A 15610-nucleotide genomic window follows, 5' to 3' on the forward strand; every position below is an offset into this window, starting at 1 on the left:
GTGGGGCAAGCGGTCAGGCAGGTGACGCGGCCGAGGAACACTTCTCGGGCGACTTCTTCTCCAACGCCTACCTGCGTGCCTGGCTGCGGATCATGCGCGCCCGGCCGGACACGAATTTCTACGCCTACACAAAGGAAGTGGCCCGGTTCCGGGCCCTGGTAGAGCCGGATCTGCCGGACAACTTCGCCTGGGTCTACAGCTTCGGCGGAACCCAGGACGCCGCGCTCGACATCGACCACGACCGCGTGGCGGACGTTTTCCCCGACGAGGCCGCCATCGCCGCCGTGGTTGGCACTCGCAGGAGGCCAGTGACCTGCTCGCGGTCCTCGGCCCGCGCCTCGTCGGCATCCCCGCCAACCGCATCCCCCACTTCCTCAAACGGCTCGGCGGCCGCACGTTCCGTTCCTGGCAGTCCGAGGTCGATGCCGAACGCCGTGTCCAACGACAGCAGCGTGGCCTGCGGCTCGTGCATGTATCCGCCAGGCCTTCGTCCGCTCCGGTGGAGTCCGGCCATCGCTCCGACGCGGACCGTCACGGCCGAGCCGCCTGATCACCGTCCGTGCCCTCGTTCTCGGAGGCCCGTGTCATGAGAACCGGCAACATCCTGCTGCATTCGCTCGTTGCAGCGACTCCGAAAGATCCGGAGTCTCCGCTGGAGAACTACCTGCGTGATCCCGGCGGCGCCCTACGTGCGATCGTTACCGGAGTAGTCGGGTGGATCGACATGTGGTGGCCTCTCGCGGGCTCTGCCTCGGTACTCGCCAGTGCCGGAATCGGCTGGGCACGCTGGTGGTGGCGCCGCCGCTGCCGCCGGATGCTGAACACCAATGCCCGGATCGTCAACGTACTGCCGCCACCTACTGCCGACCCGGCAGGCGCTGAAGCCCTGTGGGCGAACCTGCTGGGGCTGCTGCGGCCGGCATGGCGCCGCCGCCTGCTCGGTCAGCCCCACTTGGTCTGGGAGTACGTCTTCGACCGCGAGACGATCCGTATCCGCCTGTGGGTCCCGGGCGTCATCCCGCCCGGGTTGGTCGAGCGCGCTGTCGAGGCAGCCTGGCCCGGTGCCCGTACGCGCACCGCTCCCGCTCGACCACCGATCCCCGCCGCCTCACACCACACGCAGACCGTCGGCGGCGAGTTGCGCTTGGCCCGTCCCGAAGCCCTGCCGATCCGCATGGTCTTCCCCTCCGACCCGATTCGCGCCCTGCTCGGCGCACCGGTCGGCCTCGGCCCGAACGAGCAGGCGCTGGTCCAGGTCCTGGTCCGGCCCGTCACCGGGCATCGGATTGTCAAGGCTCGCCGGGCCGCTCGATGGGTGCGCGCTGGACGTCCTGTCCGCACGGTCAGTCGCCTGCTGGACCTGTTCACCCCGGGATACCGCGCTCCTCGCTCCCGTCGTGCCGCGCCGGTGCTGGACCGGCAGACGGCCATCGAAGCGTCTGCCGAGGACAAGGTGATCGTTGCCAAGCTGCGCGGTGCCCCGTACGAAACCCGCATCCGCTATGTCGTTACCGCGACCGTGCCCACCCACCTGGGTGCAGCACGGCAGGCTGCAGTGCGCGATCGCCTGCGTGGCCGGAGCCACGCCATCGCGAGCGCGTTCGCCGCCTTCACCGAACACAACTACTACCGACGTGTCCGGCTCCGGCGTCCGCAGCCGTACGTCAACGAACGCCGCCTGGACAAAGGGGACTTGCTTGCCATCCCGGAATTGGCTGCGGTGGCGCACCTGCCGTGGGACGAGGCCATACCTGGTCTGCAGCGCGCCGGTGCCCGCGCTGTCCCACCCGCGCCCGGTATCGCCACCGCGGGCCCGGCCGTCCGGCCCATCGGCGTCACCGACTCCGGCCGGCCTCGTCCCGTGGGCCTGCGCGTGCCGGACGCCCGGCACCACCTGCACATCCTCGGCGCAACCGGCTCCGGTAAGTCCGAGCTGATGGCCCGCATGATCCTGGCGGACGCAGACGCCGGACGCGGCGTGGTGGTCATCGATCCGAAGGGCGATCTGATCACCGACCTCTTGATGCGGCTGCCGGAAGAGCTCGGGGACAAGGTGGTGCTCTTCGACGCCGACAGCAAGGCTCGCCCGCCCATCCTCAACCCCCTGGAAGGCGATGACGTAGCGCGGACGGTCGACAACCTCGTATCGATCTTCTCCCGCGTCTATGCCTCTTCGTGGGGCCCGCGCACCGACGACATCCTGCGCGCCGGGCTGCTCACCCTCCGCGCGCAGGGAGGCATCCCGGTCCTCACCGACCTGCCCAAACTGCTGGCGATCCCGGCTTTCCGGCAGCGGGCCGTGGACCAGATCGACGACGACGTCCTACGGGGCTTCTGGTCCTGGTACGACGCCTTGTCCAACCCGCACCGCGCCCAGGTCACCGCACCCCTGATGAACAAGCTCCGAGGTGTCCTGCTGCGCCCCTTCGTCCGTGCCGCCATCGCCGGTGGGGCGTCCACCGTCGAGATGGATGCCGTACTGGACGGCGGGATCTGCCTGGTACGTATCGCCAAGGACGCCCTGGGCACGGAGACCGCCCACTTGATGGGCTCCATCGTGGTCGCCCGCACCTGGCAGGCCGCCACCCGACGCGCTCGCATCCCGCAAGGCCAGCGCCAGGACGCCGGACTGTACGTGGACGAGGCGCACAACTTCCTCAACTTGCCGTACGCACTTGAGGACATGCTCGCCGAGGCCCGCGGATACCGGCTGTCGATGACGCTCGCCCACCAGTACCTCCGGCAGCTTCCCAAGGAGCTGGAGGAGGGCATCAGCACTAACGCCCGCACCAAGATCTTCTTCAACGCCTCGCCGGAAGACGCGCGCCATCTCGCCCGGCACACCGAGCCGCGATTGAACGCCCACGACCTGTCCAATCTCGACGCCTTCCACGTCGTGGTACGTCCGGTCCTGCACGGTGCCGAAGCACCCGCCTTCACTGCGGTCACCGAACCGCTGCCGCCGCCGGTCCCGGGCCGTGCCCAACGGATCCGTGCCGCTGCCCGCAGAAACGCGCGCCCCCAGCCCATCCCCACCCGCAAAGGCGCCGCTGGGCCGACGACGGACCCGCGCCGCCGCGCATGAGCCCAAGGCCCCTATTTCAAGCCCACCCACCCCTGTCTGGAGGTGCACCGTCTTGATCACCAATCCCACACCGCAACGCTCTCTGCGCGGGCACCAGGCCCCGCGGCCCAGCCAGCGCACCGCTGCCACCAGTGGCTACGTCGCCCGCCTCGCGACTCGACTCACCGAGCGGGACAGGTGGCTGGCCCGCATGCTCTACGAGCACCGGGTCCTGACGACCCACCAGATCGTCGAAATGGCCTGGCCCTCGGTACGTGCCGCCAACATGCGGTTACTGAAGCTGTACCAGTGGCGCCTGATCGACCGGTTCCAGCCCTTCGTGACTTACGGAACCGCGCCGATGCACTACGTCCTGGACGCTGCCGGAGCCGCCCTGCTCGCCCGCGAGGACGGCCTCGACCTTCGCGACCTGGACTACCGGCACGACCGCGCGATCGGCATCGCCTACTCCCTGCATCTGGCCCACACCGTCGGCACCAACGGCTTCTTCAGCGCTCTGGTCGCACGATGCCGCCGTCCGGGCGCCTCCGGCCGGCTCGTCGTCTGGTGGTCCGAGGCACGCTGCGCCAAGCACTTCGGAGACATCGTCCGCCCGGACGCGTACGGCCTCTGGCACGAGAACGGCTCCGCGCCCACGGCGCTCGAATGGTTCCTGGAGTTCGACTTCGGCACCGAGCGCCCGGACCGCCTCGGTCGCAAACTCGCCGCGTACGCCAAGCTGGCCACCACCACGGGCATCACCACCCCCGTCCTGGTCTGGGTCCCAACCGCCCGCCGGGAAGCCCGCGTTCGCCGCGCGCTCGCGACCGCTCTCGCAGACCTCGACGACCCCTCGCTGGTGCCGGTGGCCACCTCCAGCGCGGACTTCCTCAGCGGGCAGGAGGACGACCCCACCGCAGCCCGCTGGCAGCCGCTGGACATCCGCCAGCACGCCAATCGCCGCCTTCTGCTCGCCGAACTGCCCTACGCGTGGCCCTATTTGCCAGCCCTGGGCAGTCCACCAAGCGACCCTGCACGGGCCAGCGGGACTAACCCCCTCGGTGGTCTTCTTCCGCCCTCCCCTCTGCCGCCCAATCCCTCAGACCGCCGCCCATCTCGGTGATCGGCGATGCGAAAGATCACTGCCGCAGCCCTCGGACTGCTGGCATTGATTGCCCTGCTCGGCGGCGCTGGTGCCGGCGGCCTCCTGTCCGCCTTTGGCAGCAACGCCACCCAGCCCAGCAAGGCAGCACTCACCGACGTCCCCGCCGACTACCTAGCCCTCTACATGGACGCGGCCGCGACATGCCCCGGCTTGAACTGGTCGGTCCTCGCAGCCATTGGCAAGACCGAGTCGGATCACGGCCGCTCGACGCTGCCCGGCGTCCACAGCGGCGCCAACTACGCCGGTGCCCGCGGCCCAATGCAGTTCCTGTCGCCCACTTTCCAGAGCGTCGTCGCCAAGCATCCGTTGCCCAATGACGGAGCCACTCCGCCTTCGCCGTACAACGCGCACGACGCGATCTACGCCGCCGCCGCGTACCTGTGCGACTCCGGCGCCCGAGACGGCAAGGACATCCCCCGCGCTATCAAGAACTACAACCACGACGAGTCGTACGTCTCCCAGGTCCTCGCCCAGGCTGAGACCTACGCCAGCGGCGCACGCTTCGGCGCCGACACCGCCCCTAGCGTCGCTGCACTACAGGCGATCAACTACGCCCAAGGCCAACTCGGACTCCCATACGAGTGGAGCGGCAACGGCCCGAACAGCGGTGACGCAGGCTTCGACTGCTCCGGCCTGACCAAAGCCGCCTACGCCGCCGCTGGAATCACCCTGCCCCGTACGGCACAGGCGCAGTTCGACGCCGGCCCTCGACTCTCCGCCAGCCAGCGGCTCCAGCCGGGAGACCTGGTGTTCTACGGCAACACCCATGGCGGTATCCATCATGTTGGCCTCTACATCGGAGGCGGACAGATGATCGACGCGCCTCGCCCGGGCAAGTCGATCAGGATCGAGCCGTACCGATACCAAGGCGACGACTACGCGGGGGCCTCCAGACCATCCAGGTCGACGCATCAGGCTTCCGGGTGAACTGCCCCGCATCAGGCTGTCTCTGTGACAGCTTGCCCTGGGCCAACCCGTCCTGCGACCGCACCGTGACGACCAGCGATCGGACAGCCAATGGGCCAAGTTCGCGGTAGAAATGTCCACGTTGCCACACCTGGTTTCGAGATCGTGTTCGCCAGGCTGGACGAGCTGCCGCAGACGTCAACTTGTGTGCGATAAGCGAAGGTTGGGAGTTCCGGACGGACAACGAACCACCCCTCTGATATCTCTCTATCGGAATGCGGCGGAAGGGGGTGGGTGTCACGTGCTGACGGTTCGCGTGCTGAAGGTGGCGGATGACGAGGCCGGGCTGGCGGTGGAACCCTCGTTGTCGCCGGAGACATTCGCCCGGCCAGAAGATCCGCCGTACCGGCGGGCGAACACCATGTGGGTGGGCTCGCCAGAGGCCCTGGAGCTCCTGGGACTCCAGTCGGGCGCCAAAGCAACGCTCGAACAGCTCGCCGCTGCGGTAGCAGGGCAACACGCGACCAGCGGTGCACCGGTCCGCGCGGACGACGCAGCGTTTGACCTGACGTTTCTGCCGCCGACCTCGCTCTCCTGGGTGTGGGCCCAGGCAAAGACGGACCTACGCGCGGACCTGGAACGAGCGGCCGTGAACGCCGCCTACTCCTGCCTGCAGTACCTGACCCAGACCAGGCCAGTGATCGACAACATTGCCACCGCCCGGGGCTTCGCCGCTGCCCTGGCACTGCATGCAGTCGGGCATCGTCGGCCCTGGGCAAACATGCCGCCGCCGTTGCTGCACGTGCACGGCTACCTTGTTGGCGTACTCGACGAGTCCGGGACGCTACGCGGCCCGTGCCACCCAGCACTGCACGAGGAGACCCTGACCCGCGAGTGCGGCGCCCTCGGCCGAGCAAGACTGGCCGAGGACCTGCGCGATCTCGGGTTCGAGATCGAGGCGGGCACTGGCCGCGACGGCCGCTCCTTCGAAATCGCGGGGGTGCCCGGGGGCCTGCTGCGGGCGGGCCAGTCAGCGGACAAGGGGTGCGCGGGCTGGGGCCGCGAGACCGACCGCGACCCATGGGCCCGCGACAATTTCTGACCATCGCGTGGGCGGTCCAAAACCGTTTTGCCCCTCACCTGTCACGACTCCTCGGACGATCTGGACCGCCGGTAGGGGTCCGAAGACTAGCGGTAGTTCGTTAAACCCGGCAGTAGAGATCAATGCCGTGGCCGGTGGTGACCGCGTCAATCAGGGCCTGGAGTTCGGCGGGTGGGTCCTTGTCGGTCCAGGCTTGCCACCACCGGTTGAGGGTGGTGGCTGGGGTGAGCCAAGGAGCGGACCGCGTGTAAGGCCCTGGGCCAGCAGGGCAGTTGGGGCTGGTGGGACGGGGCTGGGCCCCTCTCTGGCCGGTCGTCGGGGCACGGTCCTCGTCCTGGCCCGCGTCCACCGACACAAGTGCGGATCTCGTAGGCGGCCTTGGGCTCGGCTCGGCTCGTCCCGGAAGGGGGCCGTCCTTCGGAGCGAATAACGCGCCTGTCCGGGGCGACAACCTCTTGAGCAGTCCCGGTCGCGGGGGCGCACGCCCCCAGCGTGTGCCATAACCCAAACCCGCCGCAGACAGTCGGCCAGCTCATGGGTAGCGTCACAGAGCTACCTGATGGTTCTTCCCGCCCGTAGTTTCGCATGGCACCTGTGCTGGCGTGCCGGGGAAGGGCCGGGACCCAGACGGAACTACGGCGCGTGGCACAGGGGGGCTCATGAGCGGAAATCACCGTCGCCGGACGTCTGAGGGAAACCCGAGGCCGGGGAGCCGGACCGGCAACCGGCGGGCCGCCAGCCATCTGGAAGCCAGAGTTGCCGGGGAGTTCAATGCTGCCGCCCAGCGCGGACTCGGTGGCGTGCCCATCGCCGAAGAGGCTCGGCCGACGTACGAGCGGTTCGTGCAAGGCGGCTTCGACGAGCTCATGGCGCAGGCCGACCCCGAAGCCCAACTGCCCATAGCGACTGCACGGCTTGAGAACTTCACGAGCGAGTTGGCCACGGAGACGCGCCGTCGGACTCTCACCGCTGTCACCTTGGCCGTGTTCAGCACCATCAAGGACCGCGCCTGCCCCATGTGGCCGTTCTGCTGATCTCGAAGGAAGGTCACCATGGCAGCAGCCGAAGAAACTGCGGCAGACCGGCGAAAGTTGGCCCTGGCGGCGGCGGCGGAGACGAGTAAGCACGTCCTCACGCTCACGACCGCAGTGGTCACCATCACGATCAGCCTGGCCAAGGACATCGTCGCCAACGCCACGCCTTCGGAGCTCTTGTGGCTGCAATTGGCTTGGCTGGCCCACGCCATTTCGGTTCTGGCCGGAGTGGGCACGCTCCTGGCTCTCGCTGGCACGGTCAGCGAGGGCGACGACACGAGATCGATCTACTCGGCGAACATCCGGCTACCGGCCGCTACGCAGATGGCCTTCTTCGGCCTCGGAGTCGCTTTCGTCGTGATCTTCGGAGTTCTGGCGATCTAAGGGCGTCCCATGAATGATCGCCGCGTCGGTGCTGACGGGATTGTTCGCCTTACGGTGCGCCAGCGCTTCGTTAGGTATCGGCGCGGGCGAGGCCCGGTGTGGCGGCTCAGGCTCGGTGCAAGCGTCGCAGCGTTGCTTCGATCTCAACGTCCGTCTGCTCGAGATCGTTCGCCAGCACAGCAAGCCGTTGACCAGCCATGTTGCTTTCGATGTCGGAAAGCAGTGCTTGGGACTGTTCTCCGATGTGCAGAACCTTGCTGGTCAGTGCGCCGTTGATCGCAGCCTGGAGACCTCCTAGGCCGCTCGCGACCGTTTTCCTGATTTCGGCGCCCCAGTTCGGTGCTTCTTGTCCCAGCTGCTTGGCAAATTCGGACGCTACGGCGTACGTCACGGCGGAGTCCGGTCGCTTCCAGAATTGGGCGAGTACCCTCGCCATGACCGTAACTGCCACAGACCTGAGCAGCAGTAGGACAAGCCCGGCAGATATGGTCCACCAGAGCTGGGCGAGAAGCTGAGAAACACCGCTTGTTCCTGCCGCCTCGGGATTGGCCCCGGGTGGTGGTGTGATCAAGCCGTCGAGAACCTGATCCAGCGTCGAGGAATCGTCGACGGTAGGCACACTTTCGACAGCGTGGTCTCCGGCAAGGGTCTGCTCCGCTCGATGGACCACATCGAGGAACGCACGAAGGTCCGGCTTGACCTTCTCCTCCATCCTGGCCACGCGCTTGCGCAGGAGATGGTTGAGTTCGTTCTCTTGCCATTTGGTGAACGCATGCTGGAATCGCGATTCAAGGTGACCCGCGGTTCGACTTGCAGCTTCCTCCAGTCGCTCACGCATCCTGATCGAATCCCGTAACCGCAAACTGTCACCTTCAGGCAGGTCACCTACCCATCCCTGACATTGTTCAGCTGCATCACGCATGAACTTCTGGGCAATTTGCTCGACTTCCGGTTCAATTTCGCGCAGATAGTATCCGACGAGTTCATCAATACGATCACGCTGTCGTTCCAGAAGCGGCAGAATTTCGTTTACGCGCGTGCAATTCTGCCGCACCTCACTTGCGTGCAGCGCCAGATTATTTTCCCGCTTCCGTACGGCGTCGGACATCTCCGTGATCACGTGCTTTATGCCCGTTGCCGGCGCCAACAGCCTCACTGCGCCGCGTTCATCGGCCAGGAGCTCTTCGATACTCTTCTCCAGTGCCGGCAGGTTGGATTGGATGAGTTGCTCGTCATTGCCGGACATGCGTGCTTCGAGTCCGCCGAGCGCATTTACGAAGAAGATTCTTTCCGCAGGAGAGAAAGAAGTAAGGTTCCTCGTCGCGTCATTGATGAACCTGTCGCGCTGACCGGGAGGAACGGTGTCGATCTTCGTGAGGACAATGTGCAGTTCTTCATGACCAAGCGGGTGAAGGTACGTATGGATGAAATCCATATCACCACGCCCCATTGCTCCGCCGCATGCACTGACGTATACGACTATGTCCGCGCCCGCCACTTGGCGAATCGTACTCTCCATGCGAACCGCTCCATTTTTCAACGGGTCGTCCAACCCGGGCGAGTCGATGATTTCGATCCCGTTGCTCAGGAGTTCGGCGGGCCACTCGATTTCGGCTCGGCTGTATGGACTCGGTCCCGTTCCGCCCTCCGCAATGGTCAGGTGTTTCTCGAACTCGCTGATCGGGACACTGACGGGAGGTGGTGTAGGCCCTCCAGAATTGGGCGGTGGGTAAAGAAATGCCCGTCGTTCCACGCCGTAGCGGACGACGGTGACAATACCTGTCGTCGGAAGAAAGCGTGCTGGAAGGACTTCCTCACCCAGCATGGCGTTGATCAGTGTGCTCTTGCCTGCGTCAAAATTACCGACAAAGAGCACACGAAACCTGTCACTTATCAGGCGATCGTGTACTGCCTGAAGGTCTCTAACACGATGGTCCGACCCCACTGCAGCAGCCATCGCTTGCACCTTGAGCGTTGTCTGGGTGAGGTTTGCACGTTCCTCACCGAAAGAAGCAAAGCTCATGCCTGTCTTTTCGGACGTCACGCCGTGACCTCCCCAATCCCGGGATAGGCATCAGAAATTTCATCGGCGAGAGACGTAGCCTCCCTGGTAAGCAAGTCCCAGTGCGCTCCAGCCTCGGAAACCTCGCGCTCCATGGAATCAAATTGCTTCTTCCGCCATTTTCGCTGAGCATCCTGAAATTCGGCAAACAGTTGCTCGTAAACTGCCTGGATCTGCACGGCGAGATCCTCGCTAACGTGCTCAGCCGCCTGTTTCGCATCGTGTGCGAGGCCGCGCGCTGCCTTCTCTCGGGAAGCCCTTGCCAAGTGATCCGGCAGAATGGTGATCACACGCGCGGCCATCTTCCCCGACCACTCGCCCACCTTGTCCTTGTTACTGACCATGACATCGAACAGCATGCGCATCTTGGCGCTTTCCCCGTCGGGCAGTTTGTCATGAGCTGCCTGGATGAGCACTGGCACTGCTGCTTGGCCGACAGCCTCCATGGCCTTTGCCAATCTGCGCAGGGCTTTATACTCGGGGATCCGCGGTGGCTCCGGGCTGAATTCTGGCCGGTCTGATTGCAGGGCTTCCAGGCGGCGGCCCTCCTCGTGCCAGGTATCGAAGTATTCCCTCAGCCGGTCCCTGAGCCATGAGTAATCGCCTTGTATCAAGTCATCGAGTTCGGCCACCGATGACCCGGCCAACGCCTCAAGTTGCTCCTCCAACCTGCTCAGACACTGAGCTATCCAGTTGTCCGACTCCGGGATGCCGCGGAGGTCGCCCTCCAACTCCCGTGCAATCGCCGCCGCGCGAGCGGACAGGCCATCCCTGCATTGTTGGACAACGCGTTTGCGTCGGCGTTCTAGCTCCAGCTGGATCTCGCCGGACCTCAGGGCACGTTCGGCCAGCTCAGCCGTCTCTTCCAGACGTGATACGCGTTCCAGTTCCTGTCGACGTGCGGCTTGCGCTGCCGCTTCTCCGGTTCTGCCCGCTTCCCGAACGAGGTCATACAGTTGAAAGTCGAATTGTAAATCCCTTTGGCGTTCCACACTATTCCCGCAGGTACCTGCGATGAGCAGCTCACGGAGCTGGTCCAGTTGTTCCTCGCTTTCGGCCGGCCCAGGACCACTAACCACATCTGCGTTTCGGCAGACTTCCTGCGTGCGCTCTCGTACGAATGTCAGCACTCTATTGCGCTCGTGCCTAGGTACGGCGTCGAGCTTGGTTACGACCACGAGGACGCATCCAACACGCGCCCTTTGGATCTCCTCTTCCAGAAAATGGATCTCGGCTGCGCCCATAGGAGCAGTCGCCGAGACAACGAGCAGCGCCAGGTCGCTACTCCTGATGACCTCACCCAGCCGCATTGTGGCGGCGCCCTCGCTGTCCACTGCGGGAGGCGTATCAACCAACTCCAGCCCTGCTGGCAGCGCTGTCCCGCTGCCCAGGCACACCCTGATGGCCGTGGGCAGTTCGTTCTCGCCGCTGAGCAGATCGGACCAGCCCGCTTCGTCAAGATTGCGGTGCGCGGCCGGACGATCATCAGCCCATTCGATCTCAATGCACGGCGGTTCATCGGTGACGAATACACTTACCGGGACAGATGTTGGCTGGTCCAGCGGAAGAAGCGCCTTCCCTGCCAGCCGGTTCACAAGAAGCGATTTGCCGCGGCCGAGGCGCCCGACGATGGCTATCCGGTAGCGCTCACGTACCCTTCGGCGCTCCAGCGTCTCAAGGTCCGAGGCCAGTGCTGTCAGGTCGAATCGATCGGTAAGAGTCCGAAATCGCTGCAGCCACATGTCCCGGACGGTTCTTCCGACTTGACCCGGGTGATCCTGTGACTGAGACACACGATTGTTTTCTGCCATGTGAGTCTGCGCCCGTGAAGCACGTAGTACACGTCCAGGAATCTCGCAAACGTGCCCGCTTCCCGGTCACGCTTCCCTCCCCCGGTTCTGGACCTGGCAGAGAAGCTAGCGCCATACCTGAGCGACGTCATCGGCGTACACATGACTCATACGCGCTCCGGCGCACGCTGCCTCACTGCCGCCGAGGTATCGAAGCCTGTTCCAGAAGTCGTTGAGCGGGCGGTGCGGGGCGCTTGCGCAGGCTCGTCGATCATGCGGTGAGGGCGAGATTGTGCATGCGGGCGACGGCCTGGACGGCGTAGTGCAGGCCGTCGCCGCGCTGCCGGCAGTCGCGGAGGATCTTGTAGTTCTTCATGCGGGCGAAGGTGTGCTCGCCCCGCGCGCGGACTTTGCGGTGCGCGGCGTTGTCGGCTTCCTGGATGGGCAGCACCGGCCGTTTGCCGCGGCGGCTGTGTGGAACGACGAGCCCGGTGCCCCAGTAGGCGCCGTCCGTGAGCACCGTGGTTCCGGAGCACACCTGGGCCAGGCCGGAGTCCCGCCAGGCATGAGCATCGGCGGTGTCGGCGTCGATGACGACCTGCACGTTCGCGGAGAACCGGTAGTTGCGGCTGGAGGCGGCGACGGTGCGGTCGCGCACCGGAATCAATGTGCCGTCCACGATCCACAGCAATTCCACCACCCCGTCGCGGCGCGACGACGGCTCCAGTGCGAGGAGCGGACCCAGCTGCTGAATGATCCGGCACACGGTCGCCGGGCAGACGCCGAACAGCACCGCGAGCTGCCGCATGGTCAGGTTGGTACACCGCCACCAGCAGCACCCGCTCGGCCAGCGGCAGCCGCCAGGGGCGCCCCATCCGTGGATGCTCTCCGCCCCGTTCCCGCACTGCACGCACAAGCCGCGTGAACCGGTCCGCCCGTAACCCGGTGAACATCTCGATCCATACTGGCTCGGCCCTCAACACCCCACCCATACAAGGGAAAAGCCCGCTCAACGACTTCTGGAACAGGCCTTAGTTAGGGGTCCACGCGATTTTCCGTGAACGTTTCAATGGTTTGACCACGAACAAGCGAATCGATCACCTGGGCGTCTTCTTGCTCCGCCTTGTAAATGTCCTCTGTATTTTTGAATTTTCGATCCTCCGACTGATATCTAGTTTCGATATGCGGCAACTCTGAGCCAGACGGAAAAAAATACCACAGTGCGGGGACCCGGGTGGCGGCTCCCTTCGCATAGGCCTCGAAGGGCCGCACAGGATCTGGCGGCCCCGGAAAAGGACCAATGGGCCTCGACCAGGTCGTACCCCTGATCAAGGCCCTGTGAATGGCGTGCGGCTCAGCCGTTCGGGCGCAGCGTCCAGACAACCGTCATCTCACCGGTCACGGCACCGTCACCGCGCTGGATGGCGATGGCGACGGGGAACTCGGGGCGCTGCCCGGCGTCGAGTTCGGCGACGACGTCGGCGGCGGGGCGGCCGAGCGTCGCGGTGGCCGTGACGGGGCCCATCGCGAGCTTCTTGTACGAGATTTCGGCGCTGACCGCGAGCGGTACGGCGCGCGACAACTGCTCACCGAACGCGGCGAGGACGATCGCCCCGCTCGCCGACTCCCCCAGCGTGAACATCGCTCCGGCGTGCGGTCCGCCGACGTGGTTGTGGTAGTCGCTCTGGTCCGGCAGCGCCACCACGGCCTTGTCCGGAGTGGTCTCCACGAACTCGAGGTTCAGGGTCCGGGCCATCGGCACGGTGGCGGCGAGCATCTCGCCGATCGTCATCTGGTCTGCGCTCATGCCACCATGTTACCCGCGAGTAGCAAGTCTTGACCAGCGCCCGCCGATCATCGCCGTATCGTTACGCCGCATGTGGCCAGGAGAGCAGCCGCCAGGGGGCGGGCAGAATCCGCAGCAGAACGAGCCGAACGCCGGGAGCGGGCAGCCGTATGCCGGGAGCGCGAACTCGCAGCCGTACGCGGGAGGCGGACAGCCGAATCCGTACCAGCAACCGGGGTACCACCAGCCGGGGTATCAGCAGCCCAACCCGTATCAGCAGCCGCCGGAGCCGTGGAACGCCCCGACGGTCACGGCGGGCCCCGTGGCACCTCCGCCGCAGCCGGGCGGCGGCGGCAACCGGACGAAGGTCGTCGCGATCGTCGCGGCGGCGGCCGTCGTGATCGCCGCGGGAGTGACCGGATTCGTCCTGCTCGGCGGCGGCAAGGACGACGGGGCCGACCCCGAGCCGACCAACTCCGCGTCCCAGCAGTCGAGTCCGGCGAGCGATCCGCGCAGCGCCGACGACGCCGAGAAGCCGACCGTCGCCGGCTGGAAGACCGTGGTGAACCCCAAGCGCGGCATCGCCTTCGACGTGCCCGCGCAGTGGGGACTCAAGTCGACCACCTGGGTCACGTACGTCTCGGAGGACGACGACCCCAAGGACACGCCCCTCGTCGGCGTCGCGGCCCCAGCGCTCCTCAAGGAGAACTGGTGCGGCTCCGACGAGGACAAGAACGGCACCAAGGACTACACGATGCTCGCGGGCGCCGGGACCAAGGCCAACAACGGTGCGAAGAGCCCCGAGGAGGCCGCCCGTGACGACGCGGCGCTGTGGGTCTACGGCGCCTACACCCAGCCCGACAAGAAGCTCGTGACGTCCGGGGCGGTGGAGTCGTACACGACGAAGTCCGGCATCAAGGGCAGTCTGGCCACGGCCTCGTCGTCGGGTGTGAAGAAATCGAAAAAGTGCGCCACCGACGGGAAGGCCACCGTCTTCTCCTTCAAGGACCCTTCTGGCGACATCGTGTCGTGGGAGTTCTTCGGCGCCAAGGGGGTGTCCGAGGAGATACCGGACGCGACGATACGGAAAATCGTCGACACCGTACGCCTCTACAAGGTCCCGTCCGATTCCTGACCGGTACATGGCTGAAGAGTCGCGGTGACCGAAACGTGTCACAGGCGGCACTAGGGTTACTGCCCATGTGGCCAGGACAGCAGCCGCCCGGGGGCGAGCAGAACCCGCAGGACCAGAACCCGTACCAGCAGCCGGGGTACCAGCAGCCGAATCCGTACCAGCAGCCCGGATATCAGCAGACCGGCGGCCAGCCGGGATATCAGCAGCCCAACGCGTACGGGCAGCCGCAGTGGGGGGCTCCGCCCGAGCCCCCCGGCGCGCCGCAAGCCTCCGGGGGTAACGGCGGAGGCGGAAACAAGACCAAGATCACCGCGATCGTCGCGGCCACGGCCGTCGTGATCGCGGCCGGGGTCACCGGCTACCTGGTCCTGGGTGGCGGCGACAAGGACGACAACGCGGGCGGCGATCCGTCCAAGTCCCCCAAGCCGTCCGTCTCTTCGTCGCCGAGCGAGAGCGGTGGTGACGACAACCCGCGTGGTGGCGACGAGGAGAAGGCAACGATCGCGGGCTGGAAGGTCGTGGTGAACCCGAAGTGGGGCACCGCCTTCGACGTTCCGGCGGACTGGGACGTCAAGACTCCCGGTACCTTCATCGGTTTCGAGGACGAGAAGAAGGGCGACGGCTCCTCGCTGATCGGCATGTCCGCACCCGCCTTCCTCAAGGAAAAGTGGTGCACGTCCGACGACGACAAGGACGGGTACGAGAGCGACACGGCGCTGGCCGCCGCGGGCACCAAGGGTCAGAGCGGCGCCAAGAACACCGACGACCCCGCGCGCAACGACTCGGCGTGGTGGGTCTTCGGCGGCTACACCGACCAGAAGGACGCCTCCAAGAAGCTGCTCACCATCGGCAAGCCCAAGCCGTACACGACGACTTCGGGCGTCAAGGGCAGCGTCGCGACGACGTACTCGACCGGTGTCCCCAAGAAGGGCAAGTGCGACTCCGACGGTAAGGCGACCACGTTCGCCTTCAAGAACTCGGCGGGCGACTTCGTGTCCTGGACGTTCTACGGCGCCAAGGGCGTCGATGAGGAAGTGTCGGACGCGACCGTGAAGAAGATCCTCAGCACCGTACGACTGCACGGTGAGCCCACCGACTCCTGAGCCGCGTACGGCAGTTCAAAGGGCTTCCGGGCAACGTCCGGTACAGATGTGAAGGGTTTGGCGAGTCGGGGCTCGGGCG

General features: G+C 65.8%; 11 protein-coding genes and 2 pseudogenes. 9 read left to right on the forward strand and 4 right to left on the reverse strand.

From position 1 onward, the window contains the following. The first annotated feature begins 92 nt into the window (after positions 1-92). The 7 genes and pseudogenes from ACFY0T_RS22305 to ACFY0T_RS22335 all read left to right on the forward strand — a co-directional run bounded on the left by ACFY0T_RS22305 (position 93) and on the right by ACFY0T_RS22335 (position 7655). Positions 93-550 (forward strand): annotated as a pseudogene (locus tag ACFY0T_RS22305) (hypothetical protein). 174 nt (positions 551-724) lie between these two features. Then, entirely contained in the window at positions 725-3085 is a 2361-nt protein-coding gene (locus ACFY0T_RS22310; RefSeq protein WP_388873155.1) for a type IV secretory system conjugative DNA transfer family protein, read from the forward strand. 52 nt (positions 3086-3137) lie between these two features. Next, positions 3138-4187: a replication-relaxation family protein gene (locus tag ACFY0T_RS22315; protein WP_388873158.1), complete on the forward strand. Its 1050-nt coding sequence runs from the start codon at positions 3138-3140 to the stop codon at positions 4185-4187. Between the two features lie 6 nt (positions 4188-4193). Further along, positions 4194-5156, forward strand: a complete 963-nt coding sequence (locus ACFY0T_RS22320; RefSeq protein WP_388873161.1) for an NlpC/P60 family protein — start codon at positions 4194-4196, stop codon at positions 5154-5156. Between the two features lie 280 nt (positions 5157-5436). After that, on the forward strand, positions 5437-6237 hold the full coding sequence (locus ACFY0T_RS22325; RefSeq protein ID WP_388873164.1) for a relaxase domain-containing protein: 801 nt from the start codon (positions 5437-5439) through the stop codon (positions 6235-6237). Between the two features lie 800 nt (positions 6238-7037). After that, a complete protein-coding gene (locus tag ACFY0T_RS22330) occupies positions 7038-7271 on the forward strand; it encodes a hypothetical protein (protein WP_388873167.1) in 234 nt (77 codons plus the stop codon). An 18-nt stretch (positions 7272-7289) separates the two neighbouring features. Beyond that, complete coding sequence (locus ACFY0T_RS22335; RefSeq protein WP_388873170.1) at positions 7290-7655, forward strand: hypothetical protein; 366 nt, start codon at positions 7290-7292, stop codon at positions 7653-7655. 106 nt (positions 7656-7761) lie between these two features. Here the strand turns inward: ACFY0T_RS22335 and ACFY0T_RS22340 are convergent, their stop codons facing one another. From ACFY0T_RS22340 to ACFY0T_RS22355, 4 genes and pseudogenes are all read right to left on the reverse strand, one after another. Further along, on the reverse strand, positions 7762-9699 hold the full coding sequence (locus tag ACFY0T_RS22340) for a dynamin family protein (RefSeq protein ID WP_388873173.1): 1938 nt from the start codon (positions 9697-9699) through the stop codon (positions 7762-7764). Further along, on the reverse strand, positions 9696-11459 hold the full coding sequence (locus ACFY0T_RS22345) for a dynamin family protein (RefSeq protein WP_388873176.1): 1764 nt from the start codon (positions 11457-11459) through the stop codon (positions 9696-9698). Before ACFY0T_RS22345 ends, ACFY0T_RS22340 begins: the two co-directional genes overlap by 4 nt. Positions 11460-11778: 319 nt before the next feature. Next, positions 11779-12499, reverse strand: a pseudogene (locus ACFY0T_RS22350) (transposase family protein). Positions 12500-12861: 362 nt separating this feature from the next. Next, positions 12862-13299, reverse strand: coding sequence for a DUF4442 domain-containing protein (locus tag ACFY0T_RS22355; protein ID WP_388873448.1), 438 nt, complete (start codon positions 13297-13299; stop codon positions 12862-12864). Positions 13300-13384: 85 nt separating this feature from the next. On the opposite strand from ACFY0T_RS22355, the gene ACFY0T_RS22360 reads away from it, so the two are divergent. After that, positions 13385-14428 (forward strand): hypothetical protein, encoded by a 1044-nt coding sequence (locus tag ACFY0T_RS22360; RefSeq protein WP_388873179.1) that lies wholly within the window; start codon positions 13385-13387, stop codon positions 14426-14428. A gap of 65 nt (positions 14429-14493) precedes the next feature. Then, positions 14494-15531, forward strand: a complete 1038-nt coding sequence (locus tag ACFY0T_RS22365) for a hypothetical protein (RefSeq protein ID WP_388873182.1) — start codon at positions 14494-14496, stop codon at positions 15529-15531. Positions 15532-15610: the final 79 nt, after the last annotated feature.

The sequence above is a fragment of the Streptomyces sp. NPDC001530 genome (assembly GCF_042894545.1).
Taxonomy (GTDB): Bacteria; Actinomycetota; Actinomycetes; order Streptomycetales; family Streptomycetaceae; genus Streptomyces.

Bases quoted from the DNA above. Each gene is read 5' to 3' on its own strand.
- ACFY0T_RS22310 (WP_388873155.1), top strand. From the start codon at position 725: ATGTGGTGGCCTCTCGCGGGCTCTGCCTCGGTACTCGCCAGTGCCGGA.
- ACFY0T_RS22320 (WP_388873161.1), top strand. From the start codon at position 4,194: ATGCGAAAGATCACTGCCGCAGCCCTCGGACTGCTGGCATTGATTGCC.
- ACFY0T_RS22335 (WP_388873170.1), top strand. From the start codon at position 7,290: ATGGCAGCAGCCGAAGAAACTGCGGCAGACCGGCGAAAGTTGGCCCTG.
- ACFY0T_RS22345 (WP_388873176.1), bottom strand. From the start codon at position 11,459: ATGTGGCTGCAGCGATTTCGGACTCTTACCGATCGATTCGACCTGACA.
- ACFY0T_RS22355 (WP_388873448.1), bottom strand. From the start codon at position 13,299: ATGACGATCGGCGAGATGCTCGCCGCCACCGTGCCGATGGCCCGGACC.
- ACFY0T_RS22360 (WP_388873179.1), top strand. From the start codon at position 13,385: ATGTGGCCAGGAGAGCAGCCGCCAGGGGGCGGGCAGAATCCGCAGCAG.
- ACFY0T_RS22365 (WP_388873182.1), top strand. From the start codon at position 14,494: ATGTGGCCAGGACAGCAGCCGCCCGGGGGCGAGCAGAACCCGCAGGAC.